General features: G+C 70.9%; 27 protein-coding genes and 1 pseudogene. 12 read left to right on the forward strand and 16 right to left on the reverse strand.

Annotated features, from left to right (window positions below; all coding sequences use genetic code 11):
• The first annotated feature begins 4 nt into the window (after positions 1 to 4).
• Complete coding sequence (locus ACH47Z_RS16255) at positions 5 to 1150, forward strand: acyltransferase family protein (protein ID WP_399073933.1); 1146 nt, start codon at positions 5 to 7, stop codon at positions 1148 to 1150.
• A gap of 6 nt (positions 1151 to 1156) precedes the next feature.
• Here ACH47Z_RS16255 and ACH47Z_RS16260 read toward each other — a convergent pair whose 3' ends face one another.
• Complete coding sequence (locus tag ACH47Z_RS16260; RefSeq protein WP_399074233.1) at positions 1157 to 1807, reverse strand: TetR/AcrR family transcriptional regulator C-terminal domain-containing protein; 651 nt, start codon at positions 1805 to 1807, stop codon at positions 1157 to 1159.
• A 55-nt stretch (positions 1808 to 1862) separates the two neighbouring features.
• On the opposite strand from ACH47Z_RS16260, the gene ACH47Z_RS16265 reads away from it, so the two are divergent.
• Complete coding sequence (locus ACH47Z_RS16265; protein ID WP_399074235.1) at positions 1863 to 3239, forward strand: FAD-dependent monooxygenase; 1377 nt, start codon at positions 1863 to 1865, stop codon at positions 3237 to 3239.
• A 10-nt stretch (positions 3240 to 3249) separates the two neighbouring features.
• Here ACH47Z_RS16265 and leuE read toward each other — a convergent pair whose 3' ends face one another.
• Both leuE and ACH47Z_RS16275 read right to left on the reverse strand, forming a co-directional pair.
• Complete coding sequence (leuE, locus tag ACH47Z_RS16270) at positions 3250 to 3900, reverse strand: leucine efflux protein LeuE (protein ID WP_399073935.1); 651 nt, start codon at positions 3898 to 3900, stop codon at positions 3250 to 3252.
• 48 nt (positions 3901 to 3948) lie between these two features.
• Complete coding sequence (locus tag ACH47Z_RS16275; protein ID WP_399073937.1) at positions 3949 to 5529, reverse strand: methylmalonyl-CoA mutase; 1581 nt, start codon at positions 5527 to 5529, stop codon at positions 3949 to 3951.
• 80 nt (positions 5530 to 5609) lie between these two features.
• Here ACH47Z_RS16275 and ACH47Z_RS16280 point away from each other — a divergent pair, with 80 nt between their 5' ends.
• The gene (locus tag ACH47Z_RS16280; protein WP_399073939.1) at positions 5610 to 6443 is read left to right on the forward strand and encodes a L,D-transpeptidase family protein; all 834 of its coding nucleotides are present in this window, start codon (positions 5610 to 5612) and stop codon (positions 6441 to 6443) included.
• A gap of 236 nt (positions 6444 to 6679) precedes the next feature.
• Here the strand turns inward: ACH47Z_RS16280 and ACH47Z_RS16285 are convergent, their stop codons facing one another.
• From ACH47Z_RS16285 to ACH47Z_RS16330, 10 genes and pseudogenes are all read right to left on the reverse strand, one after another.
• Complete coding sequence (locus tag ACH47Z_RS16285) at positions 6680 to 7777, reverse strand: hypothetical protein (RefSeq protein ID WP_399073941.1); 1098 nt, start codon at positions 7775 to 7777, stop codon at positions 6680 to 6682.
• Positions 7777 to 8439: an RNA polymerase sigma factor gene (locus ACH47Z_RS16290; RefSeq protein WP_399073943.1), complete on the reverse strand. Its 663-nt coding sequence runs from the start codon at positions 8437 to 8439 to the stop codon at positions 7777 to 7779. The genes ACH47Z_RS16285 and ACH47Z_RS16290 overlap by 1 nt, the downstream gene beginning before the upstream one ends.
• A gap of 267 nt (positions 8440 to 8706) precedes the next feature.
• The gene (locus ACH47Z_RS16295; protein WP_399073945.1) at positions 8707 to 9264 is read right to left on the reverse strand and encodes a hypothetical protein; all 558 of its coding nucleotides are present in this window, start codon (positions 9262 to 9264) and stop codon (positions 8707 to 8709) included.
• 94 nt (positions 9265 to 9358) lie between these two features.
• The gene (locus ACH47Z_RS16300; RefSeq protein ID WP_399073947.1) at positions 9359 to 9970 is read right to left on the reverse strand and encodes an RNA polymerase sigma factor; all 612 of its coding nucleotides are present in this window, start codon (positions 9968 to 9970) and stop codon (positions 9359 to 9361) included.
• Between the two features lie 185 nt (positions 9971 to 10155).
• Positions 10156 to 10392: pseudogene (locus tag ACH47Z_RS16305) on the reverse strand (hypothetical protein); the annotation flags it as partial.
• A gap of 202 nt (positions 10393 to 10594) precedes the next feature.
• Positions 10595 to 11098: an SMI1/KNR4 family protein gene (locus ACH47Z_RS16310; protein WP_399073949.1), complete on the reverse strand. Its 504-nt coding sequence runs from the start codon at positions 11096 to 11098 to the stop codon at positions 10595 to 10597.
• 229 nt (positions 11099 to 11327) lie between these two features.
• Complete coding sequence (locus ACH47Z_RS16315; RefSeq protein ID WP_399073951.1) at positions 11328 to 11714, reverse strand: hypothetical protein; 387 nt, start codon at positions 11712 to 11714, stop codon at positions 11328 to 11330.
• Between the two features lie 113 nt (positions 11715 to 11827).
• A complete protein-coding gene (locus ACH47Z_RS16320) occupies positions 11828 to 12382 on the reverse strand; it encodes a hypothetical protein (RefSeq protein WP_399073953.1) in 555 nt (184 codons plus the stop codon).
• 91 nt (positions 12383 to 12473) lie between these two features.
• Complete coding sequence (locus tag ACH47Z_RS16325; protein ID WP_399073955.1) at positions 12474 to 13187, reverse strand: DUF4328 domain-containing protein; 714 nt, start codon at positions 13185 to 13187, stop codon at positions 12474 to 12476.
• Positions 13188 to 13326: 139 nt separating this feature from the next.
• The gene (locus tag ACH47Z_RS16330; RefSeq protein ID WP_399073957.1) at positions 13327 to 14949 is read right to left on the reverse strand and encodes a glycoside hydrolase family 20 protein; all 1623 of its coding nucleotides are present in this window, start codon (positions 14947 to 14949) and stop codon (positions 13327 to 13329) included.
• Between the two features lie 153 nt (positions 14950 to 15102).
• On the opposite strand from ACH47Z_RS16330, the gene ACH47Z_RS16335 reads away from it, so the two are divergent.
• From ACH47Z_RS16335 to ACH47Z_RS16370, 8 genes are all read left to right on the forward strand, one after another.
• Positions 15103 to 15657 carry a 2-oxo-4-hydroxy-4-carboxy-5-ureidoimidazoline decarboxylase gene (locus ACH47Z_RS16335; RefSeq protein ID WP_399073959.1) on the forward strand — a complete coding sequence of 185 codons (555 nt, stop codon included), beginning with the start codon at positions 15103 to 15105 and terminating at the stop codon, positions 15655 to 15657.
• 113 nt (positions 15658 to 15770) lie between these two features.
• A complete protein-coding gene (sdhC, locus tag ACH47Z_RS16340; RefSeq protein ID WP_399073961.1) occupies positions 15771 to 16151 on the forward strand; it encodes a succinate dehydrogenase, cytochrome b556 subunit in 381 nt (126 codons plus the stop codon).
• A 5-nt stretch (positions 16152 to 16156) separates the two neighbouring features.
• On the forward strand, positions 16157 to 16639 hold the full coding sequence (locus tag ACH47Z_RS16345; protein ID WP_399073965.1) for a succinate dehydrogenase hydrophobic membrane anchor subunit: 483 nt from the start codon (positions 16157 to 16159) through the stop codon (positions 16637 to 16639).
• Positions 16640 to 16658: 19 nt separating this feature from the next.
• Entirely contained in the window at positions 16659 to 18413 is a 1755-nt protein-coding gene (gene sdhA / locus ACH47Z_RS16350) for a succinate dehydrogenase flavoprotein subunit (RefSeq protein WP_399073967.1), read from the forward strand.
• Entirely contained in the window at positions 18413 to 19177 is a 765-nt protein-coding gene (locus ACH47Z_RS16355) for a succinate dehydrogenase iron-sulfur subunit (protein ID WP_356030199.1), read from the forward strand. Before sdhA ends, ACH47Z_RS16355 begins: the two co-directional genes overlap by 1 nt.
• Positions 19178 to 19281: 104 nt before the next feature.
• Positions 19282 to 19692 (forward strand): VOC family protein, encoded by a 411-nt coding sequence (locus tag ACH47Z_RS16360; protein ID WP_399073970.1) that lies wholly within the window; start codon positions 19282 to 19284, stop codon positions 19690 to 19692.
• A gap of 47 nt (positions 19693 to 19739) precedes the next feature.
• Positions 19740 to 20486 (forward strand): TetR/AcrR family transcriptional regulator, encoded by a 747-nt coding sequence (locus ACH47Z_RS16365; RefSeq protein ID WP_399073972.1) that lies wholly within the window; start codon positions 19740 to 19742, stop codon positions 20484 to 20486.
• 90 nt (positions 20487 to 20576) lie between these two features.
• Positions 20577 to 21164, forward strand: coding sequence for a Uma2 family endonuclease (locus ACH47Z_RS16370; protein WP_399073974.1), 588 nt, complete (start codon positions 20577 to 20579; stop codon positions 21162 to 21164).
• 12 nt (positions 21165 to 21176) lie between these two features.
• Here ACH47Z_RS16370 and ACH47Z_RS16375 read toward each other — a convergent pair whose 3' ends face one another.
• A complete protein-coding gene (locus tag ACH47Z_RS16375) occupies positions 21177 to 22721 on the reverse strand; it encodes an ABC transporter substrate-binding protein (protein ID WP_399073976.1) in 1545 nt (514 codons plus the stop codon).
• Positions 22722 to 22958: 237 nt separating this feature from the next.
• Positions 22959 to 23198 carry an SCO4848 family membrane protein gene (locus tag ACH47Z_RS16380; RefSeq protein WP_399073978.1) on the reverse strand — a complete coding sequence of 80 codons (240 nt, stop codon included), beginning with the start codon at positions 23196 to 23198 and terminating at the stop codon, positions 22959 to 22961.
• A 91-nt stretch (positions 23199 to 23289) separates the two neighbouring features.
• Between ACH47Z_RS16380 and ACH47Z_RS16385 the strand changes: the two genes are divergently transcribed.
• Positions 23290 to 24510: a D-alanyl-D-alanine carboxypeptidase family protein gene (locus ACH47Z_RS16385; protein ID WP_399073980.1), complete on the forward strand. Its 1221-nt coding sequence runs from the start codon at positions 23290 to 23292 to the stop codon at positions 24508 to 24510.
• Here ACH47Z_RS16385 and ACH47Z_RS16390 read toward each other — a convergent pair.
• Positions 24458 to 25387: a YihY/virulence factor BrkB family protein gene (locus tag ACH47Z_RS16390; protein WP_399073982.1), complete on the reverse strand. Its 930-nt coding sequence runs from the start codon at positions 25385 to 25387 to the stop codon at positions 24458 to 24460. The two genes, ACH47Z_RS16385 and ACH47Z_RS16390, sit on opposite strands and share 53 nt — an antisense overlap.
• Positions 25388 to 25501: the final 114 nt, after the last annotated feature.

Consider the following 25501-nt stretch of genomic DNA (forward strand, 5'->3'; position numbering starts at 1 on the left):
CTCCATGGCAGCGTCATCCCCCGGCCTCGACCTCGCCGCCACCCCGGGCCCGCCCGGTCCGCTCATACGGCAGAAGACGGCCGACTCCGCCGCCAGGGGCGGGAGCCGTCTGCTTGCCCTGGACGGACTGCGGCTGGTGGCCGCGCTGATGGTCTGCCTCTACCACTACGCCGGGCGCGGAGGCACCGTCTCCGAGTCCTGGCACGGCGACCCGCGGCACGTCTTCCCGACCGTGTACCACGCTGCCGTCTACGGCAACCTCGGCGTGGAGCTCTTCTTCGTCATCAGCGGCTTCGTGATCTGCATGAGCAGCTGGGGCCGCACCCTCGGCGACTTCTTCCGCTCCCGGGTCGCGCGCCTGTACCCCGCCTACTGGGTGGCCCTGGTCCTGGTCACGGGGGCGTCCCTGGCCATGCCCTACGTGGTCCACGCGGTCCGGCTGGACGAGTTCCTGGTCAACCTGACGATGCTCCAGCAGCCGATGGGCGCGACCCGGGTCCTCGGCGTCTGCTGGACGCTCTGGGTCGAGGTGCGCTTCTACGTCCTCTTCGCCCTGCTCGTCGTCCTGCGCGGGGTGACCTACCGCCGGGCGGTGCTGTTCGCCTGCGTGTGGACGCTGGCGGCCGTCCTGTGCCACAGCACGGACAACGCCCTGCTGCACCAGGTGATCATGCCGGAGTACGCCCCCTACTTCATCGGCGGTCTCGCGCTGTACCTGATCCACCGCTTCGGCAGCGACCTGCTCACGTGGGGCATCGTCGCCATGTCGTGGCTGCTGGCGCAGCGGGAGGCCACCGTCGGCCTGTGGGGCCACCACCCCCACCGCGACCCGTACGTCGTCATCCTGATCGTCACCGTCGCCTTCGCGGCCGTCGCCGCCGTGGCCCTCGGCTGGACCCGCTGGGCCTCCTGGCGCTGGCTGGTCACGGCCGGCGCACTGACGTACCCGTTCTACCTGGTCCACGAGCACCTGGGCTGGTTCGTCATCCGGGTGCTGCACCGGGGCCTGGGCCTCGCGCCGTGGCCGACGTTCGGGGTGACCGTGCTGGGCATGCTGGTGCTGGCCTGGCTGATCCACCGGTTCGTGGAGAAGCCGTTCGGGCCCCGGCTGAAGCGGGCGCTCAAACCGGTGCGGCTGCCGGTCGGCTGATGCCGGTCAGCTGATCCCGTACCGCGCCCCGATCCCCGCGACCACGACCGCCAGTCCTTCCTCGAACTGGCGGTCGTAGTCGTCGAAGAGCAGTTCACCGGCCGCCGCCGCGAGCGGGAACTCCGCCAGCAGCCGGGCCCGCTCCGCCACGTCGTACCCCTCCCGGCGCTCGCCCGGCAGGGGTTGTACGCCCTGTTCCTCGGTGACGAAGCCGAGTGTGTACGCGGACGCCGTGCGGCCCGCGTCGACCGCCTGGGTGAGGGTGAACCCGGCGTCCGTCAGCAGCCGCAGGTTCGCCTCCAGGGCGGGGGCGTGCTCGGTGCCCGTGAAGCGGGAGCCGCTGAAGACCTTGGCGCCGTCGCGGTAGCCGAGCAGGGCGCCGCGCAGCCCCCGGTTGATCCTGAGCAGCCGCTCCTGCCAGCTGTCGTCCGGATCCGGCTCGGTGGCGGCGAGCATCCGCCGGTACATCTCCGTCGCCATCTCGTCGAGCAGCGCCTGTTTGTCCTTGAAGTGCCAGTACAGCGCGGGCGCCTTGACGTCCAGCTCCGTGGCGATGGCGCGCAGGGTCAGGCCGTCCAGGCCGGTCTCGTTCAGCAGCCGCAGCGCGGTGTCGGCGACGCGGCGGCGGTCCAGGGGGGCGCGTTTCACGCTTGACAGCTTAACAACGTTAAGGGCACGCTCGTGAGCGACGGAACTTAACGACGTTAAGGAGATACCCGTGGACGTCCTGATCGTGGGCGCCGGCCCGACCGGCCTGACCCTCGGCATCGACCTGGCCCGGCGCGGCGTGCAGGCGCTGGTGGTGGAGCGGGCCGACGCCCTGTTCCCCGGCTCGCGCGGCAAGGGGATCCAGCCCCGCACCCAGGAGGTCTTCGACGACCTCGGCGTCCTGGACGCCGTCCGGGCGGCGGGCGGCCCCGTCCCGGTGCGGATGATCTGGAAGAACGGCGAGCGGCTCGGCGAGCAGCCGATGTTCGAGCCGGTCGAGCCGGACGAGGGCGCGCCGTACGCCGAGCCCTGGATGGTCGCGCAGTGGCGGACGCAGGAGGTGCTGTACGCGCGGCTGCTGGAGCTGGGCGGGAAGGTCGCCTTCGGGCACGAGGTGACCGGCCTGACGCAGGACGCGGAGGGGGCGGACGTGGAGTTCGCCGACGGTACGAGGCTCCGCGCGAGGTACGTCGTGGCGGCCGACGGCGGTCGCTCGGTGGTGCGGCGCGCGGTGGGGGTCGGCATGACCGGCGAGACGGTCGACCCGGCGCCGTTCGTGGTGGCGGACGTACGGCTGAAGGGCCTCGACCGCGACCACTGGCACGCGTTCCCGGCGGCCGACGGCAGCGGGGTCATGCTGTGCCCGCTCGCCCACTCGGAGGACTTCCAGCTGGCGGCGCGCTTCCCGGAGGGCACGGAGACCGACCTGTCCCTCGACGGCATCCGCGAGATCGTCGCCACGTACACGCATCTGGGCGCCGACGATGTGACGGAGCTGCGCTGGGCGTCGGACTTCCGGCCACGGGCGGCCCTGGCGGACCGCTTCCGGTCCGGCCGTGTCCTCCTCGCCGGCGACGCGGCCCACGTCCACTCCCCGGCGGGCGGCCAGGGCCTGAACACCAGCGTCCAGGACGCCTACAACCTGGGCTGGAAACTGGGCGCGGTGCTCCGGGACGGCGCCCCGGAGTCCCTCCTGGACACCTACGAGGAGGAGCGGCGCGCGAACGCGGCGGCCATGCTGAACCTGACGACCGGGGTGCACCGCGGGGAGGTACGGCGGGGGAAGGCGACGATGCAACTCGGCCTGGGCTACCGGGAGTCGAGCCTGAGCGTCGACACCCGGGAGGCAGCGACCGGGCTCCGGGCGGGTGACCGCGCTCCGGACGGCACGGTGAACGGCGTACGGCTCTTCGACGCGTTCCGGGGGCCGCACTGGACGCTGCTGGGCGCGGACATCCCGGTCGCCGGCGTGAGGTCACTCCCGACGGCCCCGGCGTCGTACGGCCCCGGCGTCTTCCTGATCCGCCCGGACGGTTACGTCGGCTGGGCGGGCGGGACGACGGAAGGACTCCGGGCCTACCTGCCCCAGGTCGGCCTGTGAGGTCTGTCGTCTACGAGCCGGCCAGCGACAGCTTGACCGCGAACCCGAGGAACAACGCCCCCGCCGCCGAAGTGGCCGTGGCGGACAGCCGCTTCCGGCGCCGGAACGCGGCAGCGAGACGCGTGCCGCCGAATATCAGCGTGCTGAGGTACAGGAAGCTGGCCAGCTGGCCGAACGCGCCGAGGATGGCGAAGGAGAGGGCCGGGTACGCGTAGCCCGGGTCGACGAACTGCACGAAGAAGGCGACGAAGAACAGGATCGCCTTGGGGTTGAACAGGCTGACGACGAGGGCCCGCCGGAAGGGCCGTTCCTCGGTGCCGGCAGTAGGCGCGGAGTCCTCCGCAGCCTTCTCCCGCCGCGTCCGCCACACCTGCCAGGCGGACCGCAGCATCCCGACCGCCAGCCAGGTCAGATACCCGGCACCGGCGTACTTCACGATCCCGAACAGCACGGCGTTGGCCTTCAGCAGGGAGGCGACACCGGCGGCGGACAGCGTCATCAGCACGGTGTCCCCGCAGAACACGCCCGCGGCGGCCGTGTACCCGGCCCGCACACCGCGCCGGGCGGCGACGGACAGCACATACAGCGAGTTGGGACCGGGCAACACCACGATCAGGGCGAGGCCTGCCAGATAGGTGGGGAGATCAATGACGCCGAACATGAAATCGAGTGTCGCACGGAGGTCTGACAACGCCCCCTGCCCGACCGCTCAGAAGACGTCGCTCGGCTCGTAACTCCCCCACACCTCCCGCAGCGCGTTGCACACCTCCCCCACCGTCGCGCGGGCCCGCAGCGCCTCCCTCATCGGATACAGCACGTTGTCGTCTCCCTCGGCCGCCTTCTTCAGCGCGGCCAGGGACGACTCCACCGCCCCCTGACCCCGCTCCGCCCGCAGCCGCTTCAGCCGCTCCACCTGGCGGGCCTCGATCGCCGGGTCCACCCGGAGGGGTTCGTACGGCTCCTCCTCGTCCAGCCGGAAGCGGTTGACGCCCACGACCACCCGCTCGCCGGAGTCGGTCTCCTGGGCGATGCGGTACGCGTTGCGCTCGATCTCGGCCTTCTGGAAGCCCTGCTCGATCGCCGCGACCGCCCCGCCGAACTCCTCGACCCGGCGCATCAGATCGACGGCCGCCTCCTCGACGTCGTCCGTCATCCGCTCCACGGCGTACGACCCCGCGAACGGGTCGACCGTCGCGGTCACGTCCGTCTCGTACGCCAGCACCTGCTGCGTCCGCAGCGCCAGCCGCGCGCTCTTGTCCGTCGGCAGCGCGATCGCCTCGTCGAAGGAGTTGGTGTGCAGGGACTGGGTACCGCCGAGGACCGCGCCGAGGGCCTGGACGGCGACCCGGACCAGGTTCACCTCCGGCTGCTGGGCCGTCAGCTGGACGCCCGCCGTCTGCGTGTGGAAGCGGAGCATCAGGGACTTGGGGTTCCGCGCCCCGAACTCCTCCCGCATCACCCGGGCCCAGATCCGGCGCGCGGCGCGGAACTTGGCGATCTCCTCCAGCAGCGTCGTACGGGCCACGAAGAAGAAGGACAGCCGGGGCGCGAAGTCGTCCACGTCCATGCCCGCCGCCACCGCCGTACGGACGTACTCGATGCCGTCGGCGAGCGTGAACGCGATCTCCTGCGCGGGCGAGGCGCCCGCCTCGGCCATGTGGTAGCCGGAGATCGAGATCGAGTTCCACCTCGGGATCTCGGTGGTGCAGTACCTGAAGATGTCGGCCGTGAGCCGCAGCGACGGTTTCGGCGGGAAGATGTACGTTCCCCGCGCGATGTACTCCTTCAGCACGTCGTTCTGGATCGTGCCCGTCAGCCGGTCCGCCGGTACGCCCTGTTCCTCGGCCACCAGCTGGTACAGGAGCAGCAGCAGGGCCGCCGGGGCGTTGATCGTCATCGACGTGGAGACCTGGTCCAGCGGGATGCCGTCGAACAGCACCCGCATGTCCTCGACCGAGTCGACCGCCACGCCCACCTTGCCGACCTCGCCGTGCGCGAGGGGCGCGTCGGAGTCGTGGCCCATCTGGGTGGGCAGGTCGAAGGCGACGGACAGGCCGGCGGTGCCGTGCGCGATCAGCTGCCGGTAGCGGGCGTTGGACTCGGCGGCCGTACCGAAACCGGCGTACTGGCGCATGGTCCAGGGACGGCCGGTGTACATGCTCCGATAGACCCCACGAGTGAAGGGGTATTCGCCCGGTTCACCCAGCTTCCGCGCCGGGTCCCAGCCGGCCAGGTCGCCCGGCCCGTAGACCGGCTCGATCGGCAGACCCGACTCCGACTCACGCCCCATGGATACCTCCGCAGTACGTTTTGTCCCCTCTCACCATGCCCCGTAGTTCGGCGGCGGTCACGCGGGGAAACATCCCCGGCATGAGGATCAGAGGCACCAGGGGCCCGCTCGCCGCCGTACTCGTCTCCTCCGCCGCCCTCGCCGCCCTGGCCGGCTGCACCGTGCAGCCGCCGCCGGGCGCCGACGGCAAGCCCGGCCCGCCGGTGTGGCACGTCCAGCCACCGTCGCCCCGCGTCCCCGCCCCCACCCGAACGGCCCAGGCCCCCGCCGTCGTACCGGCGTCCCCCGTCCTGTGGGCGCGCGGCGCCATCGGGTCGGGCGTGCGGGAGCTCCAGGCCCGGCTGCGCCAGCTGGACTGGCTGTCCGAGGGGCCGACGGGGTCGTACGACGCTCCGACCGAGCGGGCCGTCCAGGGCTTCCAGGGCAAGCGCGGGCTGCCGCGGACCGGGCGGACCGACACCGTCACCTGGCAGCGGCTGGTGGCCATGACGCACACCCCCGCCGGCTGGGAGCTGTACCTGATGGGCGGTCAGCCGGCCGGCGCGCCCGACCCGCGCTGTCTGACCGGGCGCGTGCTGTGCATCGACAAGACGACGCGGACGCTGCGCTGGATGATCGACGGGCGGACCGTGTCGACCATGTCGGTGCGGTTCGGCGCGCAGTACACCCCGACCCGGGAGGGCGTCTTCCACATCTACTGGAAGGCCCGCACCTGGACGTCCACCCTCTACCACTCGCCGATGCCGTACGCGATGTTCTTCAGCGGCGGCCAGGCGGTGCACTACTCGTACGACTTCGCGGCGCGCGGTTACGCGGGCGCCTCGCACGGTTGCGTCAACGTCCGCGACGAGGAAGCGATCCAGCAGCTGTTCGCGCAGGTGCGGGTGGGCGACGAGGTCGTCGTCCACTGGTGACGCGGGGAACAGGGAGATACGGGCGCGGGCGGGACCGGGGGAACGTGTCCCGCCCGCGCCGGGTGCACGAGCCGTGGGTACGGGGGGAACCCCGGCTCAGTGCGACGGCCGATGACCAGTCGGCTCACTCAGTACTGCGTCACAGGCCCCAGAAACGTCACACCCCCCGCCGAAAAATTTTCTCGGACCACGAAACCGCAGGTCAGAGGCGTGTCGCGGGGGCGTGAGGAGAGGCGTCAGGACGCGGTGTACGTCGGGCTCGGCGACGGAGCCGGTGTGGTGCCGACCGTCCGGGCCGGGGGCTGGGGGCCGAAGCCGGGGGCGGCGGGTGCGCCGCTGACACGGTGCCGGCCCTTGCCGGGGTTGCCGTTGCCGTCACCACCCTGACCCTGGCCGGGGTGACCGCCGTCGTCACCGCCCTGGCCCTCGTCGCCACCGCTCCCCTGGCCGTTGCCCTTGCCCTTGCCCTTGCCCTTGCCGACGCGCTTCCCCTGGCCGTCGCCACCGTCGCCGTTCGTGGTGCCGCCGCCCGAGCCGCCGCCGGCCAGGATCACCTTGCAGTAGCCGCTCACGTGCGAGGTCCCGCCCGCCAGGTTCTCCAGCGCGCGCATGCGGCCGGAGTTTGGCTCCTTGCCGTCGCGCAGTTCCCGGCAGGCCTTGGCGATGTCCTGCGGACCGCCGCCCGGCGCGCCCGCAGAGCCCCCCGGGCCCGGACTGCCGCCGCCGCCGACACCGTTGTCCGGTCCGCCGGCCTTGCCGGAACCACCCGGGGTCCGGCTCGGCATGCCGGTGCTTGACGGCGCCGACGGCGAGGCGGAGGTCGGCGGCGAACCGGAGGTCCGGCCGGCGGAGACGGAGGCGGCGGGATCGGGGTGCTCGCTCCCGAACCTGGGCAGCACCCCGCCGCCGACGGCCATGGCGACCCCGCCGAGCATGCCCACGCTCACCCCTGCCGCGAGCGCCAGACGGACCCGGCGGGGGCGGCGCGGACGGCGGCCCGGGATTCCGGTACGGGCCGTGCGGGCCGGGGCGCCGATGCGGATCAGGCCCGCGTCGGCACCGGAGCGGGGCAGACCGTGGGCGTCCTCGGCGAGGGCGGCGGCGGTCCGCTCGGCCTCGGCGGCCTCGCGGGCCTTGCGGAACGCGGCCAGGGCGGCCTGTTCGCCGGGGAGTTCACCGGTGGGCGGAGCCGCCTGCGCGGACAGCGCGCCGAGCGCCCGGGAAAGGCGTTCGGCCTGGTCACGGGCGCGGGCGTCGACGGCTTCCAGCGGCTCACCGCGCAGCAGACGTTCCGCCGTCTCACGGTTCAGCCACTTGTCCTGCTCGTCGGCCATCACATGTCCTTCTGCGTCCGCGTTCGCGTATGCGTCACAGTGGCGGACGACACCGCGCCCCGGCGCGGTTCTCGCTGGGGTGGGAGCGCGTCGAGGGCGCCGGCCGATTCCGGATCGTCGCCGAGCAGCTCCGCGAGCCGCTTCAGACCGCGGTGCGCCGCGGTGCGTACGGCACCGGCGCGTTTGCCGAGGGTCTCGGCGGCGGTCTTGGCGTCGAGGCCGACCACCACGCGCAGGACGACCGCCTCGGCCTGGTCCTGCGGGAGCCGCGCGATGAGGGAGAGAGTGCTGTCGGTGGCGAGGGCCTCGATGGCCTCGCCGGCCGTGTCGGACTCGGCGGCCCGGCCGGTCAGCTCCGTCTCGTCGCCGCCTATGGCGGGGCGGCGGCCGCGCATCCGTATGTGGTCCAGGGCGCGGTTGCGGGCGATCCGGGCGGCCCAGCCGCGGAACCGGTCGGCGTCCCCGCTGAACCGGTCGAGGTCACGGGCGATCTGCAGCCAGGCCTCGGAGGCGACGTCCTCGGCGTCCGGATCGCCGACCAGCGTGCGGACGTATCCGAGCAGCCGCGGTTGCACGGCGCGATACACCGTACGAAATGCGGCCTCGTCTCCGTTCTGTGCCGCACGCACCGCGGCGGTCAGCTCCGCGTCGTCCCCCAGCACCGCACTCCCTTTACGCCCTGGTCTCTGGTCGGCGCGAAAGGCACGTTACGGCGTGAAAGCGGTCCTCGTCCATGTCTGTCGACTGGTCTGTAGACGATGCAACTAACTCGTGACCGGGTCCTCAAGTGCGCAGGGTGAGGGCCGGGCGGGAGCGGGGTGTGACAGAAAACGCACTCACGGCGCTGTAGGAGGTACGGGCCGTGCGCGGCCCGTCCGCGCGACGGCCGGGGCCTCTCCTGTGGGGGGTGGCGGCCCCGGCCGTTGCCACTACTTCTTCCTTTTCTTCTCGTGGGTCGGCTCGGGCTTCGGGGTCGGCTTCGGACTCGGGGTCACATCGCGGGACTTATTGCCCCGATTGCCGGAATCGTCGTTCTTCTTGCCTTGCGCGCGTTCCGCTCGGGCACCGTGGGCCTTGCCCCGGCCCTTGGCGGTGTCCGGGTGGTCCGGGTGCGCCGAGGGCGCGGCGGCACCGGCCCGCCGCGGGGCGCTCGTCACCGGGTGCGCGGGCCGCCGGTCGCCGTGGTCACCGCCGCCCGACGAGGAGTCGGCCGCGCCGATCGCCGCGATGGCGACACCGCCCAGCGTGAGGCTCGCGAGGAACACCGAGAGCGTGGCCTTCACCGACAGCCGCAGGCGCCCCGGCCGTCGGGGCCGCCAGTCGTCCCGGCGCCGGGTGCGCGCCCGGTGCGGACCCGCGTCCCGTGCGGTGCGGAACGCGGTCACCGCGCGCTGCTCGGCGTCGGGGTCGACGGGGGCGGTACGGATGGCGGCGGCGAGGCTCGCTTCCAGCCCGGCGGTGTCGGGGACGGTGTGCCGTTCACCCATGTCAGTTCCCGTCCCTGTCTGAACTGTCTGTCACACGATTCATACGGCCCGCAGAGGCAAGCGTTCATGCCGTCGGTGTTCATGCCGTCGGCGTTCATCCGTGCGGCGAGCCGAAGCCCTCGTCCGCGGCGTCCCGTACGCCCAGTTGGCGGGCGAGACGCTTCAGCCCCCGGTGCGCGGCCGTCCGTACGGCGCCGGGCCGCTTGCCGAGGACGCGTGCGGCGGCCAGGCCGTCGAGGCCGACGACGACCCGCAGCAGCACGGCCTCCGCCTGGTCGCGGGGCAGCCCCTGGACCAGTTCGAGGGCCCGCTCGGTGGACAGGGACTCCAGCGCCTGCTCATGGGTGCTGTGCGGCCCGGGCAGGTCCAGTACGTCCTGTTCGAGCATGGTCGCCCGGGGCCGTACGCGCTGTCTGCGCAGATGGTCCAGTGCACGGTGCCGGGCGATGATGGCGGTCCAGCCGCGGAAGCCCGCGCCATCACCCTTGAACCGCCCGAGGTCGCGGGCTATCTCCAGCCAGGCGTCGGAGGCCACGTCCTCCGCGTCGTCGCCGACGATGCCGCGCAGGTAGCCGAGCAGGCCCGGCTGGACGATCCGGTACGCGACGGCGAAGGCGGCCTCGTCACCGTCCTGGGCCCGCGCGACGGCCGCTCCCAGTTCGCCGTCGTGCGCCTGCAGGCGCCGGCGTTCCCCTCCGTGGCCCAAGAACCGTCCTCGTCTGTACGAGCGAATCAGCACGACGCGACACGGTGTTCCCGTGTCGCGCGACCCCCAGGGAGATCAGCGCCGACACTCACAGAAATGTCACAGCCCCGGCGCCGGGCCGTATCCAGGCCGAGATCCGGTCCATGGTCGCCCGTGGTACGGGAGTTACGGCGGACCAGCTGACCGACATTCCGCCGCGCCCGCCCGTGCAGCGTCAGCCAGAACGTCTGCAACGAGTCCTCGGGACCGCCCGCCTCGACGCGGTTGAGCACCTTGCCGAGGGGGTTCCACACCCGCCCGTCCGGCATGCGTACGCCCACCGGCTGCCCGAAGTAGGCGCGCTGCTCGGCGTCGAAGTCCACCCACACCGCCCCCGCACGGCGCACCAGCACCTCACCGACGTACGCCCCGAGCCCGCGAACACGTCCAGCTCGGCAACCGGATCCTCGACGTCGTACGCGTCGTCCCGGACCGCGCCGCCCCGGTCTTCGCCGAAGCGGGCCGTTCGCCCGACCTCCCCTTGCCGTGGTGCGCCGAGCAGAAGCGGGGAGTTCGATGGCGGGGCGGTTGTACAGCAACCGACGGCGCGACAGCGAACTCCCGGACAAAGGGGACGCACGCCGATCAGTCGATGCGGTCGCTCAGGCCCAGCACCTGCGGGTCGTCGCCGGGGAAGTCCCAGGGCATGCCCGGCACGTCGATGGTGCGCCCGTACACGCCGGCCAGGAACTCGACGGCACCGACCGGGAACTCCGACCAGTCGCCGTTCTCTCCGCGGACGACCACCGGCCATGCGTCCGGGTCCGCGGGGCTCGTCCTCCAGTAGAAGGAATCCCCCGCATTGGACTCCGCCCAGCTGATCAGGCCTCCCGGCTGCGGAAAGGGAACGTAGCCCTCGGTGTCGCCCATCTCGTACAGATCCTGAAGGATCTCGTCCTCCCTGGCCGCGGACGCCCAGGACGCCTCGGCGCCGGGCCGGGGAACGAACACCGACAGGAAGTCGCCGACGACCAGGACCGGATACGCCTCCGCCAGAGAGCGGAAGTCCGAGGGCAGCGCCGTCCCGAGGGCCGACTCGAGCGCGGCCCAGTCCACACCGCGCCCCCCGGGCACGCGCCACCGTGTCATCGACGGAAGCACGGCCTCCAGCTCACTCCGCCGCACGAATTCCCTGTCCGAAATCTCCACTGGCCACCTTCTTGGTCGACGACCACGGCTTCCCGGGCCGCACCACAGAGGAGTTGTGGCGGGACCCGGCCTGGCACGAGTACCGGGCCTGCTGTCCCGGCGGCCGGCCCGCTCTCATCGGGTACTGGGAAGTTACGGCGGACCCGCAGGCCATGTCGAACTCGTACGCTCAGCGGGCGGCGGTCGCGTCGCGGCACAGCAGGCGCAGCGAGCCGTGGCCGCCGTAGGCGCGCCGGGCCTCGTCGATGGGGTCGAACAGCCGGCCGTCGGGAGTGCGCACCCAGTGCTCACCGCCGGTCGCCCACCACTCGGCGCCGGTCTGGCGGACGATGACCTCGCCGGCGTAGGCGCCGAAGCCGCGCAGCGCGCTCTCGACGGCGGCGTACGGCGGGCTCTCGCGGCGGATGTCCTCGATCATGCGGTCCACCCGCCACAGGCTCTGCGCCGAGTAGTCGAGCCGCACCCGGGCGCCCTCGCGCGCCATCGCCACGGTGTCGGCGGCCCACCGCACCGGCTTCGCCGCGGCATGCGGTCGGGTCTCCTGCTGTGCTGTCATGTCCTGGGCTGTCACATAGGGAAGAGCGACCAGGCCAGGCCATCTGTCACGCCGTTCCGGCCCGTTTCACCAACCGGTCACAGGATCGCCTTACCTGGGAGTAATCGGGGTGCTCACCTGCGCGCCCGTCGCGACACCACCGCCCGCAGCACCCGGCGTCCCTCGACCGACAACTCCAGGGCGCCGCGCAGCCCGTGCTTGCCGTGCTCGGCGACGAGGTCCAGCACGGCCCGCTGGCGGCGCAGCTCCGCGGTGACCAGCGGGGGCAGGTCGTCCGCGTCGCCCGCGCGCCCCGCCTCGAGACCGGTGGCGGCCGATGTGCCGTCGGCCGCGGGGTCGAGCAGCCGGTGGATGCGCAGCGAGGCGACCGAGCAGGCGTCGGCCCAGGGCCGTATCGCGTCGGCGGTGCGCTCGTCCGGGGCCGCGTCCAGCATGCGGCGGGCCAGCCGCGCGGCCTCGTCGTCGGCGGACGGCTCCTCGGCGCCGAGGGCTTCCCTGGCCCGCTTCAGGCCCGGGCCCCAGTCGGAGCCGTCGGCGAGGCTCGCCCACAGCGGGCGCAGCAGGTCGTCGTCGGCGCCGAGCAGCGGCAGGCACCGATCCAAACAAGCCAACCCGCTGGCAGCGAGTCCGCGTTCGTCGGCCTGCGCGATCCGTTCCACCAGGCTCATGAAAGCCTCCCTCGCCGGGGCGCCGCCTTTACGGAGCCCGCACTTCCCCTTACTGCGTGCGATGGCGCGGGAGTGTCACAGCAGTAAGGTTTCAGCCAAGGGCCGGGGCCGGGGCCAGTACCTGACCCGCGAGGGCCTTGCGGTGCTGCATCCGGGTCAGCCGGACGACCACCACGATGGCGAGGGCGGCGGCCGCGACGTCGACCGCGTCGGAGAACAGCACCTGCCCGGCGGCGTTCCGCAGCAGGGTCGCCGTGTGGGCGTGATCCATGCTCAAGGACGCGAGCCGGCCGGTGAGGATGCCGACGATCCACAGCGTCCACCAGGCGTTGACCCACCCGTGCCCGGCCCGCGCACCCCAGGGCACGCTGGCGTCCCAGGTCTCCAGGACGATCCGGCGCGGGAACCACAGGTTGACGACCGGGCAGAACCAGCCGCCGATCACCCAGCCGCGCCGCATGCTGTGCGCGGACTGGTCGAACGCCTCGGCGTTCACTCGCACCCGCCACAGCCAGCACAGATAGACGACGGCCGTCGCCATCAGCGTCCACGCCTGGGTGTGGCCGGCGGCGTTGTAGAGAGTGTCGGCGTGTTGGGCCCGGTGCAGCACGCCCTCGCCCCTGGCGCCGTCGGCGATGTCACCGGCGACGTTCATCTCCACCACGTCCGCGGCGCAGGCGAACAGGTCCGTGGCGATGGCGAGTCCCAGCAGGGCGGCGGTGGCCCGGCCGAGCGCCACGGGTGAGCGGAGCACGGCACCGGGCACGAACGGCGGTGCGGGCGGCGCGGGCATGGGTGAGGTCATGAAGAGGTCCCCCCGGGATGACGACGGCGACAGATGCGCGGCCTCCCCCGGCCGCGCACGCGAGCACCGGAACATACGGCCGGTCGGTGCCGCGCGTCCACCCGGTTGCGGTCGGCTCGGTTCGGTCGGCCCGGTTCCGTCAGCCCAGCCGGTTCGCCAGCGCCTGGAAGTCCTGCCAGGACAGCGCGGGCTTGCCCGGGTCCCACAGCTTCTGCACCGTGGCCCGCAGCGGCAGCCGGATCCCGGCCGCGACCTGCGCCTCGGTCTGGGCGTGCGGGAAGTCGCACCACACCGCGAACGTCCCGCCGAGGATCTGGCCGTCGTACCGCGCCGGTACGGCGGCCGTGCCGCGCAGCACCCGTGGGTTCCACTGCTCGTAGATCCGCTGCCCGGTCGGGTAGACGAAGGTCTGCGGCTGGCCGAGGACGTAGTAGAGGAACTCGTCGTTGTAGTTGACGACCTTCCGGCCCGTGCTCAGATAGTCCGCCGGCTGCCGCGCGCCCAGCTCCTTGCCGGTCCAGTACGCGACCTGGAGGTCCTTGGCCGCCTGCACGGACGTACCGCGGTAGAAGCCGTCGTTCCAGGCCCGCATGGTCCTGCCGTGGGCGCGGACGGTGCCGGCGCGGTCGTTGAGCCAGCCGGTGGCGAGGTCGGCGACGGTGCCGGAGGCGCCGTACTTCTGCCGCGCGGCGGCCGCGAGCTGCGGATACAACGCCTGCGGGTCCTTGACCGTCAGCGCCTGGTACTCGTCGCCGCCGAGATGCCACTGGTTGCCGGTGAACAGGCCCGCGTACTCGTTCAGCAGATCGTCCAGGAGCTTCGCGGAGGCCGCCTTGGAGATGTCGATGGCGCCCTTCGTCGGCACCCCGTTCGCGTTACGCAGCTGCAGGTCCGGGTGCGCGGCGAGGACGGCCCCCAGATGCCCCGGCGAGTCGATCTCGGGCACGACCGTGATGTGCCGGCTGTTCGCCAGGTCCACGATCCGCTTGACCTGCGCCTTGGTCAGATGGTCTTGGGAGACGATCTCGGGGTGGCTGCTGGACTCGATCCGGAAGGCCTGGTCGTCGGAGAAGTGCAGCCCCAGCTCGTTGAACTTCAGGTCCCCCAGCTCCCGTATCCGGTCCTCGATCCAGGACTCGGAGAACGGTTTGCGCGCGATGTCCAGATTGAACCCGCGCACCGGTTTGGCCGGTTCGTCCCGTACGACCCCCTCCGGTGCCGTACCGCCGCCGTGGGCCTCCTGCTTCAGCGTGCGGGTGCCGTAGAAGACACCGGCCTCGCCGGGCCCGCTGATGTCGACCCGCCCCTCGCGGACGGTCATGGTGTACGACTCCTGGTTCCCGCCCCCGCCGCCGAGCGCGAGCCGGACGTCCCCCGCCCGTACGTCGTCCTTCTCCCCCGCGTAGGTGAGCCCGAGCTCCCCGGCCATCAGCCGCCCCGTGTCGGCCAGTCCGGCATCGCTCACCACCACCCGGTCGCTCCTCTGCGGCTTCCACCCCGGTCCGCGCGCCGCTGTGAAGGCGCGCACCGCGGGTATCGTCCGCGGCGCCCGGGACAGCGGATACGACCGGCTGGGCGAGGGACTCGCCGCGGAGGCGGCCGCCGTACCGGAGTCGCTCCCGGCCACCGCCTTCCCGCCACCGGAGGAGGCCCACACGCCGACACCCGTGCCGAGGGCAACGGTCCCGACGAAGGCGGCGGCCACCACGGCCCGCTTGCGTATCACCTGCTGCGCCGAAGCGCGGCGCCTGTGCTGGGTCACCCTGCCAACGTACGACCGTTCCGCCGTTCACCCGTCATCGAGGCGTTCCGAAACTCTTCCGTTCGGGTGAATTTCAGGCATCACACCGACACACCGTGACCACTCTCGATAACCTGACGACACACCTTTCACAGCATCCCCTGCCGCACCCATGTGACGCGAGGACCCACGCTGCCCGCCCACCGTCCCCCCTCTCTCCCCAAGCCCCTCGACGCCTTCAACACGGCACCCGCCGACGAGGCCCGCGCCCTGCTTCTGCACTGTCTGGCGAGCCTGCGCTGGTCCCACCGCATCACGGACCACCGCCCCTACCCCGACCTGGACGCCCTCCTGGCCGCGGCGGACGAGGCGGCGTACGACCTGTCACCGGCGGATCTGTCGGAGGCCCTGGCGGGAGAGTCGCTCCCGGAGCTTCCGGAGGGCACGTACTCGGTGGCCCACATGGCCCTGAGCGCGGCCCACGCGGCCTACGAGGCCCGATTCGGACACGCGTTCGTCATCTCTCTGGGCGACGTCCACCCGGACGAGGCCCTCGACCACATCCTCGAAGGCATCCGATCACGATTGACAAACGATCCGGAGGAGGAGCGGGTAGTGGCGGCAGAGGAACTCCGGCGCCTGGCCAGAGGGAGACTCGCAGCCTGCTTGCGGAACCCCGGCCGTAACCCATCCGGTGCCAGTTTGATCACACAGGTAGGCCCCCCGTAAGCGTCGCCGCGCCGCATGGATACCATGCAGAGGGCCGGTGGACCGTACCCGGCCGGGCCCGACCGACAGTGAAGCCGGCGCGGCCCTAGTCCCCGCTCCCGGAGGGTTCTTCCGTGCCGGCTGGAACGCTGTACCGCGGCCGGGAAGGAATGTGGTCCTGGGTGGCTCACCGAGTCACCGGCGTCCTCATCTTCTTCTTCCTGTTCGTTCACGTGCTGGACACCGCTCTCGTGCGTGTCTCCCCCGAGGACTACGACAAGGTCGTAGCCACGTACAAGACGCCGGTCGTCGCGCTGCTGGAGTATGGCCTCGTCGCCGCCATCCTCTTCCACGCGCTCAACGGCCTGCGCGTCATCGCCGTCGACTTCTGGTCGAAGGGCCCGCGCTACCAGAAGCAGATGTTCTGGACCGTGATGGGTGTCTGGGTCGTCCTGATGGCCGGCGCGATCTACCCCGTGCTCGGCCACGCCGCTCGTGTCCTGTTCGGGAGCTGACGCCGATGTCCGTCACTGAAACCCCCGCGTCCGGTATCGGCCCCGTCGAGGGCGGCACCGGCTACACCGTCGACAACCCGGCCCCGCTGATCGAGGCCCCGCGCAAGCGCACGAAGAAGACCCCCAAGTCGACCCGGGGCAACTTCGAGCTGGCCGCCTGGCTGTTCATGCGCCTGTCCGGCGTCGTGCTGGTCGTCCTGGTCATCGGCCACCTGCTGATCCAGCTCGTGCTGGACGGCGGTGTCTCCAAGATCGGCTTCGCCTTCGTGGCCGGCCGCTGGGCGAGCCCCTTCTGGCAGGTCTGGGACCTCCTCATGCTCTGGCTCGCCATGCTGCACGGCGCCAACGGCCTGCGCACGGTCATCAACGACTACGCGGAGCGTGCCGCCTCCCGTATGTGGCTGAAGGCTCTGCTCTACACCGCCACGGTGTTCACCATCCTGCTGGGCACGCTGGTGATCTTCACCTTCGACCCGAACATCCGCTAGGCACGGGGCTGCGAGAATCATGAAGATCCACAAGTACGACACCGTCATCGTCGGCGCCGGTGGCGCGGGCATGCGCGCCGCCATCGAGTCGACGAAGCGCAGCCGCACCGCCGTGCTGACCAAGCTCTACCCCACCCGCTCCCACACGGGCGCCGCGCAGGGCGGTATGGCCGCCGCGCTCGCCAACGTGGAGGAGGACAACTGGGAGTGGCACACCTTCGACACGGTCAAGGGCGGTGACTACCTGGTCGACCAGGACGCCGCCGAGATCCTGGCGAAGGAGGCCATCGACGCCGTCCTCGACCTGGAGAAGATGGGCCTGCCGTTCAACCGCACCAAGGACGGCACCATCGACCAGCGCCGCTTCGGCGGTCACAGCCGTAACCACGGCGAGGCCCCGGTCCGCCGGTCCTGCTACGCCGCGGACCGCACCGGCCACATGATCCTCCAGACGCTGTACCAGAACTGCGTCAAGGAGGGCGTGGAGTTCTTCAACGAGTTCTACGTCCTGGACCAGCTGATCACCGAGGTCGACGGCGTCAGGAAGTCGGCCGGTGTCGTCGCGTACGAGCTGGCCACCGGTGAGATCCACGTCTTCCAGGCGAAGTCGGTCATCTACGCCTCCGGCGGCACCGGCAAGTTCTTCAAGGTGACCTCCAACGCGCACACGCTGACGGGTGACGGCCAGGCGGCCTGCTACCGGCGCGGCCTGCCGCTGGAGGACATGGAGTTCTTCCAGTTCCACCCGACCGGCATCTGGCGCATGGGCATCCTGCTGACGGAGGGCGCCCGTGGTGAGGGCGGCATCCTCCGCAACAAGGACGGCGAGCGCTTCATGGAGAAGTACGCGCCGGTCATGAAGGACCTCGCGTCCCGTGACGTCGTCTCCCGCTCCATCTACACGGAGATCCGCGAGGGCCGCGGCTGCGGTCCCGAGGGCGACCACGTCTACCTGGACCTCACGCACCTCCCGCCGGAGCAGCTGGACGCCAAGCTGCCCGACATCACGGAGTTCGCGCGCACCTACCTCGGTATCGAGCCGTACACGGACCCGATCCCGATCCAGCCGACCGCGCACTACGCCATGGGCGGCATCCCGACGAACGTCGAGGGTGAGGTCCTGTCGGACAACACCACGGTGGTCCCGGGCCTGTACGCGGCCGGCGAGGTCGCCTGCGTGTCCGTCCACGGCGCCAACCGTCTGGGCACCAACTCGCTGCTGGACATCAACGTCTTCGGCCGCCGCGCGGGCATCGCCGCCGCCGAGTACGCCCACAAGGCGGACTTCGTCGAGCTGCCGGAGAACCCGGAGGCGTTCGTCGTCGAGCAGATCGAGCGGCTGCGCGAGTCCACCGGCAACGAGCGGGTGGCCACGCTCCGCAAGGAGCTGCAGGAGACCATGGACGCCAACGTCATGGTGTTCCGCACCGAGCAGACGATCAAGACGGCCGTCGAGAAGATCGCCGAGCTGCGCGAGCGCTACAAGAACGTCTCGATCCAGGACAAGGGCAAGCGGTTCAACACGGACCTGCTGGAGGCCATCGAGCTGGGCAACCTGCTCGACCTGGCCGAGGTCATGGCCGTCTCCGCCCTGGCCCGCAAGGAGTCCCGCGGCGGTCACTACCGCGAGGACTACCCGAACCGCGACGACGTCAACTTCATGCGCCACACCATGGCGTACCGCGAGGTGGGCGACGACGGCACCGAGTCCATCCGTCTCGACTACAAGCCGGTCGTCCAGACCCGCTACCAGCCGATGGAGCGTAAGTACTGATGGCTACCCCCGTTCTGGACAAGGTGGAGGCGGAGGCCGCGGCCTCCTCGCACCTGATCACGGTCACCTTCCGGATCCGCCGGTTCAACCCGGAGGTCTCGGCGGAGGCGACCTGGGAAGACTTCCAGCTGGAGATCGACCCGAAGGAGCGTGTCCTCGACGGCCTCCACAAGATCAAGTGGGACGTCGACGGCACCCTCACCTTCCGCCGCTCGTGCGCGCACGGCATCTGCGGCTCGGACGCGATGCGGATCAACGGCAAGAACCGCCTTGCCTGCAAGACGCTGATCAAGGACATCAACCCCGAGAAGCCGATCACGGTCGAGCCCATCAAGGGCCTGACGGTCCTGAAGGACCTGGTCGTGGACATGGAGCCGTTCTTCCAGGCGTACCGGGACGTCATGCCGTTCCTGGTCACCAAGGACACGAACGAGCCGACCCGTGAGCGCCTCCAGTCGGCCGAGGACCGCGAGCGCTTCGACGACACCACCAAGTGCATCCTGTGCGCCGCGTGCACGTCGTCCTGCCCGGTGTTCTGGAACGACGGCCAGTACTTCGGCCCGGCCGCGATCGTGAACGCCCACCGCTTCATCTTCGACAGCCGTGACGAGGCGGGCGAGCAGCGCCTGGAGATCCTCAACGACCGCGACGGTGTGTGGCGCTGCCGTACGACCTTCAACTGCACGGACGCCTGCCCGCGCGGTATCGAGGTCACCAAGGCGATCCAGGAAGTCAAGCGCGCCCTGATCACGCGCCGCTACTGAGCCTGTCCGGCATGGTGCCGGCGAGGGCCCCGTTTCCCACCCGGAAGCGGGGCCCTCGGGCGTTTTGGCCGGGTTTCCCCATCGGCCGGTTCTAATCTGACGACATGTCAGACGATGAGTCGTACGAGCTGCTCGGCTTCGACAACGTGCTGCTCCCCGTCGGGGATCTCGGGGAGGCGGTGGGGTTCTACGAGCGGGCCGGGTTCGGGGTGGGGTTCCGCTTCGACGAGGGCGGGATCGCCCTGCTGAGGGTCGGCGGGGAGACACCGGGGATCCTGCTGCGCGCCGACGAGGAACTGCGGCACCGGACGCCCCCGTGGCCCTCGGCCCGGGTGTGGCTGGAGGTGGCGGACGCGCGGACGGCGGCCCGAAGACTGACCGCCGCCGGGATCACGCCGCTGGACGAGGCGTTCCCGACGGCCACCGGGTGGACCGTGGAGATCGCCGATCCGTGGGGGAACGTCCTCGGCTTCACGGACTACACCAAGCGCCCGGAACTGGGACGCAGGGGCTGACGGGGAGCTGATGGGGGCCTTACCGGCACTGGCTAGGCTCTTCTCTCGTGCCCGCGAAGAACGACGGCCCCGAGGCGGCCGGCTCCCCCAGCAGCAAGTCCGAGCAGACCCGCGCGCTGATCCTGGAGACCGCGATGCGGTTGTTCCAGGAGCACGGGTACGACAAGACCACCATGCGGGCCATCGCCAGGGAGGCCGGGGTCTCCGTCGGCAACGCCTACTACTACTTCGCGGGCAAGGAGCACCTGATCCAGGGCTTCTACGACCGGATCGCCGCCGAGCAGCAGGCGGCCGTGCGGGAGGTCCTGGACCGGGAGACCGATCTGGAGGCGCGGCTCGCGGGCGTGCTGACCGGGTGGCTCGACATCGCCCGGCCGTACCACGAGTTCGCCGTGCAGTTCTTCAAGAACGCCGCCGATCCCGACAGCCCGCTCAGTCCGTTCTCACCGGAGAGCGCACCCGCGCGTGAGCAGGCGATCGCCATCCACCGGGAGGTGCTGGCCGGGTCGAAGTCCAAGGTTCCGGCCGAACTCCGGGACGTCCTGCCGGAGTTGATGTGGCTCGCCCAGATGGGGCTGGTGCTGTACTGGGTGTTCGACCGGACCGAGGGGCGCGAGCGGAGCTACCGGCTGGCGCGGCGCGGGGCCCGGCTGACCGCGCGTGGGGTCGCGCTCGCCCGGTTCCGGGTGCTGCGGCCCCTGGTCCTGGAGATCCATGAGCTGTTCACGGACTTCCTGCCGGGCATGACGAGGGCGCTGCCTGATCCGGGGCGGAAGGGCCGGGAGGGCGAGTGATCACCTTCGGGTGAACGCGCGGGAACGGGACACCCGGGGTGCCGCCTGCCTACGATGATGCTCTCGACACCAGCCCACGGGAGGCACCCGATGTCCGCAGCAGCCGTCGAGCGGCCCCATGGCGAGCGTCCGCTGATCGCGGAGGCCAACCGGCTCATGGAGCGCAACCCGGGCTACCGAGTCGAGATCATCGGAGGCCAGATTCTCGTGAGCCCAGCACCGGACGGCCCCCACTCCGAGGCCCTGATGCTCTTCGCAGCTCCTTTCCTGCAGCTGGGTCTCGTGAGAGCACTGCCGGGAATCGGCCTCTGGCTGCCCTCCGGTCCGGAGGACTACGTCATCCCCGATCTGTCCGTGGTCGACGACGACTACCGCGACCACCTGGTGGAGAACAGCTGCTACGACCCGACCTGCTTCCGCCTGGTCATGGAGGTGACCTCCAGCAACTGGAAGACGGATCTACGCGACAAGGTCACCTGTTACGCCAAGGCCAAGGTCCCGGTCTACGTCATCATCGACCGCCGCCACCAGCGCCTCCATCTCCTCACCGAGCCGGTGGCCGACCGCTACAAGGCCCACGGCATCCACATTCCCGGCGAACTCGTGGCCCTTCCCGAATCCGTCGGAGGCAAGGTCACCCTGGATGTGGCCCAGCTCCTCCAAGCCGGCCACAGCTAGGCCTCCTGCCCGTCAGATCCAGTTCAGCCGCCACAACCGGAACACGCCCGTGCCGTCGTCCAGGTACTGGCCGCCGCCCACGTCCTCGGTGCTGACGACGAACTCCTTGCGCTGCCACAGCGGGATCAGCGGGACGTCCTGGGCGACGTCGGCCTGGATGTCCTTGAAGTCGTTCGTGGACCGGCTGCGGTCGGCGTACTGCTGGCTGTCCTGGATGAGATGGTCGACCAGCTTGTTGCTGTAGCCGGTGTTCATCGTGGAACCGGTGCCGACGAGCGCGGCGCCGAAGGTGTCCGGGTCGGGATAGTCGGCCACCCAGCCGACCGCCCACGCGTCCATCTTCCCGGCGGCCCAGCGCTTCTGGAAGTCGGTCCACTCATAGCCCTGGACGTCCACCTGGAACAGGCCGCCCGCCTCCAGCTGCTGCTTGAGCTGCGCGGCCTCCTCCTTGCCCGCGCCCCGGCCGATGCCGTACCCGAAGGTGAAGCGCACCGGGAGGCTGACGCCGGCCTGGGTGAGCAGTGCGCGGGCCTTGGCGACGGACTGCGTCGGGTAGTCGTCGAAGAACGACGTGGTGTGGCCGGTGATGCCGGTCGGGATCAGCGAGTACAGCGGGTCGACGGTGCCCTTGTAGACCCTCGCGGCCAGCTCCTCGCGGTTGACCAGCCAGGCCATCGCGCGGCGCACCCGCACGTCGCGCAGCGGGGAGCTGGCGCGGGTGTTGAGGTACAGGTTGCGGGTCTCGGAGCTGTCGGACTCGGTGACGCGCTTGTTGGGGTCGCTCGGGTTCAGCTGCGCGAGCACGTTCGGCGGCAGGTTCCGGGTGGCGACGTCGACCTGCCCGTCCTTCCAGGCGCTGTCCAGCTTCGCCGAGTCGGTGTAGTAGCGCAGCTCGACCGGGCGGCCGGTGCCGCTGATGTCGCCCTTGTAGTGCCCGTTCGGCGCGAGGACGGCCTTCTCGTTGCCGGTGTACGACGACAGCGTGTACGGACCGGTGCCGTCGACGTCGGTGCCCTTGCGCAGGGCGTCGGCCGGGTACTTCTCCTTGTCGACGATCGACCCGGCGCCGGTGGCGACCTTCAGCGGCCAGGTGGCGTCGGCGGAGGACAGGTGGAAGGTGACCGTGGTGGCGCTGTCGGCGGTCACCGAGCCGAGCGTGGAGAACAGCGACGCCGGGCCGACATCGGAGTTGATCTTCTTGACCCGGTCGAAGGAGTACTTCACGTCCTCGGCGGTCATCTTCCGGCCGCTCGGGAAGGTGATCCCGTCGCGCAGCGTGCACTGGTACGTCCGCAGGCCCGCGCCCTGGAAGGCGCAGCTCTGCGCGGCGTCCGGGACCGGGGTGACCCCGCCCGGCTCGAACGTCAGCAGCGACTGGAAGACGTTGCTGAACAGGGCCCAGGAACCGGCGTCGTACGCGCCCGCCGGGTCCAGGTCCGTGACGGCGTCCGTCGTACCGACCGTGATCGTCTTGTCCTTGTTCTCCTGCGACGGCAGCAGTTGCCAGCCGCCGATTCCCACGACCGCGAGCACGAGCAGCGTCACGAGAATGCGCATGCGAACAGATCGCATGGTGGTGCCCTCCCCAGGCCCCCTACAGGCCCTACCCCTGGCCAGCACGATTTCGCCAACTCCCCCAAGTGGCGCGGCTCACCTAATCACACCGTTTGAGCTGGGGGAAGGGCTTTCTGACCAGATGAGCAAGAACTTACCGAGGTGTTGTTTCCCCCGGGTTTCACAGCGCCTTCACAGGCGTGGGAGCGGTTCCGGCCAGGTCTGCGGGAGGGGGGTCCGCTATGACGTCCGGCGCAGCGCGCGCACGCCGCGCAACCCGATGACCCCGATGACCGTCCCCAATACGAAGGAGACGACGGCCAGCAGCAGGTGGACCCAGAAGTACGCGGTCGGATGACCGTGGTCGAAGGCGAGTCCGCTGGCGTCCTTGACGAGGTTCTTGACGAAAGTGATCCAGATGAACCAGCTCCACACCCCGAAAGCGAGCAGGAACCAGGAGATGCGGCGGCTGAGCGTCATGGAGTCAGTATCGCCGTCCGCTGTCCGGTTCCGTGTCGGGGGTGGGGCCGGGAGCGGGACTTCCCGGTCGTGTCCGGGTACGTTTCCGATCGTGCCCGCACCGAAGAAGACCGGCCGGCGATCCTTGCTGGTCACCTCCGCCACACTGCTGTCCCTGTCCGTCACCGCGCCCGCCGCGCTCGCCGCCCCCACCCCTAAGGCCAGCCCTACGGCCACGCCCCCGGCCCGGATGTCCACCGTCGGCGGCGCACGGCTCGGGCAGCCCGGCACCCAGGTGAACCTCGCCCCGGGCGTCCCGGTGCTGCCCAAGGACCTCACGGCCCGCTCCTGGATCGTCACCGACGCCGAGTCGGGCGAGGTGCTGGCCGCGCACAACGCGCACTGGCGGCTGCCTCCGGCGAGCACGCTGAAGATGCTGTTCGCGGACACCGTGCTGCCCCGCTTCCCCAAGGGCACCACGCACAAGGTGGTGCCGTCGGACCTCGCGGGCATGGGCGACGGCTCCAGCGTGGTCGGGATAAAGGAGGGCAGCACCTACAGCGTCCACGACCTGTGGCTCGGGGTGTTCCTGCGCTCGGGCAACGACGCCGTGCACGTGCTGTCCTCGATGAACGGCGGGGTCGGGCAGACCGTCAGGGACATGCAGGACCACGCCGACGAGCTGCAGGCCCTGGACACGCACGTGGTGACCCCCGACGGCTACGACGAGGCGGGGCAGCTCTCCTCCGCGTACGACCTGACGCTGTTCGCCCGCTCCGGGCTGCAGAAGAAGGACTTCCGGGACTACTGCTCGACGGTGCGGGCGAAGTTCGGCTCCGGCGAGATCCGCAACACCAACCGGCTGCTCGCCGGTGACTCCGACGTGCCCGTCTACCAGGGCATCGCGGGGGTGAAGAACGGCAACACCACGCACGCGGGCGCCACCTTCACCGGGGTCGCCGAGCGGAACGGCAGGGTGCTGCTCATCACGGTGATGAACCCGGAGAAGCACGAGCACAACGAGGTCTACAAGGAGACGGCGAAGCTGTTCGACTGGGGCTTCCAGGCGGCCGGCAAGGTCCAGCCGGTGGGCGAGCTGGTGCCGCCGAAGAGCGCCGTGCCGAGCCCGGGGCCGAGCGGTTCCGGGAAGCCCTCCGGGAGCGGCGGGACCAGTGCCAGGCCGGTGGCCGGTGCCGCCGGCGACTCCGGCTCCGGGGTCGGCACCGCCGCCGCCATCGCGGGCGGGGTGCTGGTGCTGCTCGCCGGCGCGGCGTTCCTGGTCAACCGTCGCTGGCCGCTGCCGGACCTGATGCGCCGCCGGAACCGTCCTTGACCTCGGCGGCCTCGGCCGGCTCGGTCTCCCCGTTCCGCGTCGCCGTCCAGGAGGCGCAGAACAGGACCAGTTTCGCCGTGAAGTTGATCCACAGCAGCAGGGCCACGGGGACACCGAACGCGCCGTACATGCTCTTCGCGGCGACGCCCTGGATATAGCCGCTGAGCAGCAGCTTCAGCAGTTCGAAGCCGACCGCGCCGAGCAGGGCGGCCACCACCAGGCGGCGGCGCGGCGGTTCGACGCCGGGCAGCAGGGTCAGGACGTAGAGCAGGACGAGGAAGTCGGCGAGGACGGCGACGGCGAACGCGGCGATCCTCAGCAGCACGCTCCCCCAGCCGTACTCGGCGAGGCCGAGGTGGCGCGAGACCAGGCCGACGGCGGCCGAGGCGAGCGTGGACGCGGCGAACGTGAGCAGCACGGCCCCGCCGAGGCCGACGAGGATGCCGGCGTCCTTGGCCTTGGCGAGGAACGGGTTCTCCGCCTTCTCCGGCAGCTCCCACACCGTGCGCAGGCAGTCGCGCATCTGGCCGACCCAGTTGACGCCGGTGAGCAGCAGCAGGGCGCCCGCGATGATGCCGACGGTGCCGGCGTTGTGCACCAGCGAGGTGATGTCGAGCTGGTCCGAGACGACGCCCGGGAACTGCTCGGCGACCTTGTGCTCGACGCTCATCTGCCGGGACGGGCTGAGCGTGGCGGCGATGATCGCGGCGGCCACGGTCAGCAGCGGGAACAGCGCCAGGAAACTGACGAACGTCATGGCGGCGGCCAGCCGTGACCACTTCACCCGGTCGAGGCGCTCGTAGCAGTGCCACGCGTGCGTCTCCATCAGGCGGGTGACGATCGGCCCGATGCCGGGGAGTCTCTTCAGCCAGTCCATGATCGGTTCCTGCCCCTGCCGGCGCGCTCGTAAGACATCCCACTAATCACCCATTGTGTGCAGCGGGCGAATGTTCAGAAACTAACCACCCATAGCGGGACGATACGGTCATCG

The organism is Streptomyces sp. NPDC020192, from assembly GCF_044388685.1.
Taxonomy (GTDB): domain Bacteria; phylum Actinomycetota; class Actinomycetes; order Streptomycetales; family Streptomycetaceae; genus Streptomyces.

Excerpts from the sequence above, each read along its gene's own strand:
- ACH47Z_RS16255 (WP_399073933.1), top strand. The coding sequence starts at position 5 with ATGGCAGCGTCATCCCCCGGCCTCGACCTCGCCGCCACCCCGGGCCCG.
- ACH47Z_RS16315 (WP_399073951.1), bottom strand. The coding sequence starts at position 11,714 with ATGACAGCACAGCAGGAGACCCGACCGCATGCCGCGGCGAAGCCGGTG.
- leuE (WP_399073935.1), bottom strand. The coding sequence starts at position 3,900 with ATGTTCGGCGTCATTGATCTCCCCACCTATCTGGCAGGCCTCGCCCTG.
- ACH47Z_RS16320 (WP_399073953.1), bottom strand. The coding sequence starts at position 12,382 with ATGAGCCTGGTGGAACGGATCGCGCAGGCCGACGAACGCGGACTCGCT.
- ACH47Z_RS16325 (WP_399073955.1), bottom strand. The coding sequence starts at position 13,187 with ATGACCTCACCCATGCCCGCGCCGCCCGCACCGCCGTTCGTGCCCGGT.
- ACH47Z_RS16375 (WP_399073976.1), bottom strand. The coding sequence starts at position 22,721 with ATGCGCATTCTCGTGACGCTGCTCGTGCTCGCGGTCGTGGGAATCGGC.
- ACH47Z_RS16275 (WP_399073937.1), bottom strand. The coding sequence starts at position 5,529 with ATGGGGCGTGAGTCGGAGTCGGGTCTGCCGATCGAGCCGGTCTACGGG.
- ACH47Z_RS16280 (WP_399073939.1), top strand. The coding sequence starts at position 5,610 with ATGAGGATCAGAGGCACCAGGGGCCCGCTCGCCGCCGTACTCGTCTCC.
- ACH47Z_RS16285 (WP_399073941.1), bottom strand. The coding sequence starts at position 7,777 with ATGGCCGACGAGCAGGACAAGTGGCTGAACCGTGAGACGGCGGAACGT.
- sdhA (WP_399073967.1), top strand. The coding sequence starts at position 16,659 with ATGAAGATCCACAAGTACGACACCGTCATCGTCGGCGCCGGTGGCGCG.
- ACH47Z_RS16345 (WP_399073965.1), top strand. The coding sequence starts at position 16,157 with ATGTCCGTCACTGAAACCCCCGCGTCCGGTATCGGCCCCGTCGAGGGC.
- ACH47Z_RS16380 (WP_399073978.1), bottom strand. The coding sequence starts at position 23,198 with ATGACGCTCAGCCGCCGCATCTCCTGGTTCCTGCTCGCTTTCGGGGTG.
- ACH47Z_RS16360 (WP_399073970.1), top strand. The coding sequence starts at position 19,282 with ATGTCAGACGATGAGTCGTACGAGCTGCTCGGCTTCGACAACGTGCTG.
- ACH47Z_RS16310 (WP_399073949.1), bottom strand. The coding sequence starts at position 11,098 with ATGACACGGTGGCGCGTGCCCGGGGGGCGCGGTGTGGACTGGGCCGCG.
- ACH47Z_RS16355 (WP_356030199.1), top strand. The coding sequence starts at position 18,413 with ATGGCTACCCCCGTTCTGGACAAGGTGGAGGCGGAGGCCGCGGCCTCC.
- ACH47Z_RS16370 (WP_399073974.1), top strand. The coding sequence starts at position 20,577 with ATGTCCGCAGCAGCCGTCGAGCGGCCCCATGGCGAGCGTCCGCTGATC.
- ACH47Z_RS16295 (WP_399073945.1), bottom strand. The coding sequence starts at position 9,264 with ATGGGTGAACGGCACACCGTCCCCGACACCGCCGGGCTGGAAGCGAGC.
- ACH47Z_RS16390 (WP_399073982.1), bottom strand. The coding sequence starts at position 25,387 with ATGGACTGGCTGAAGAGACTCCCCGGCATCGGGCCGATCGTCACCCGC.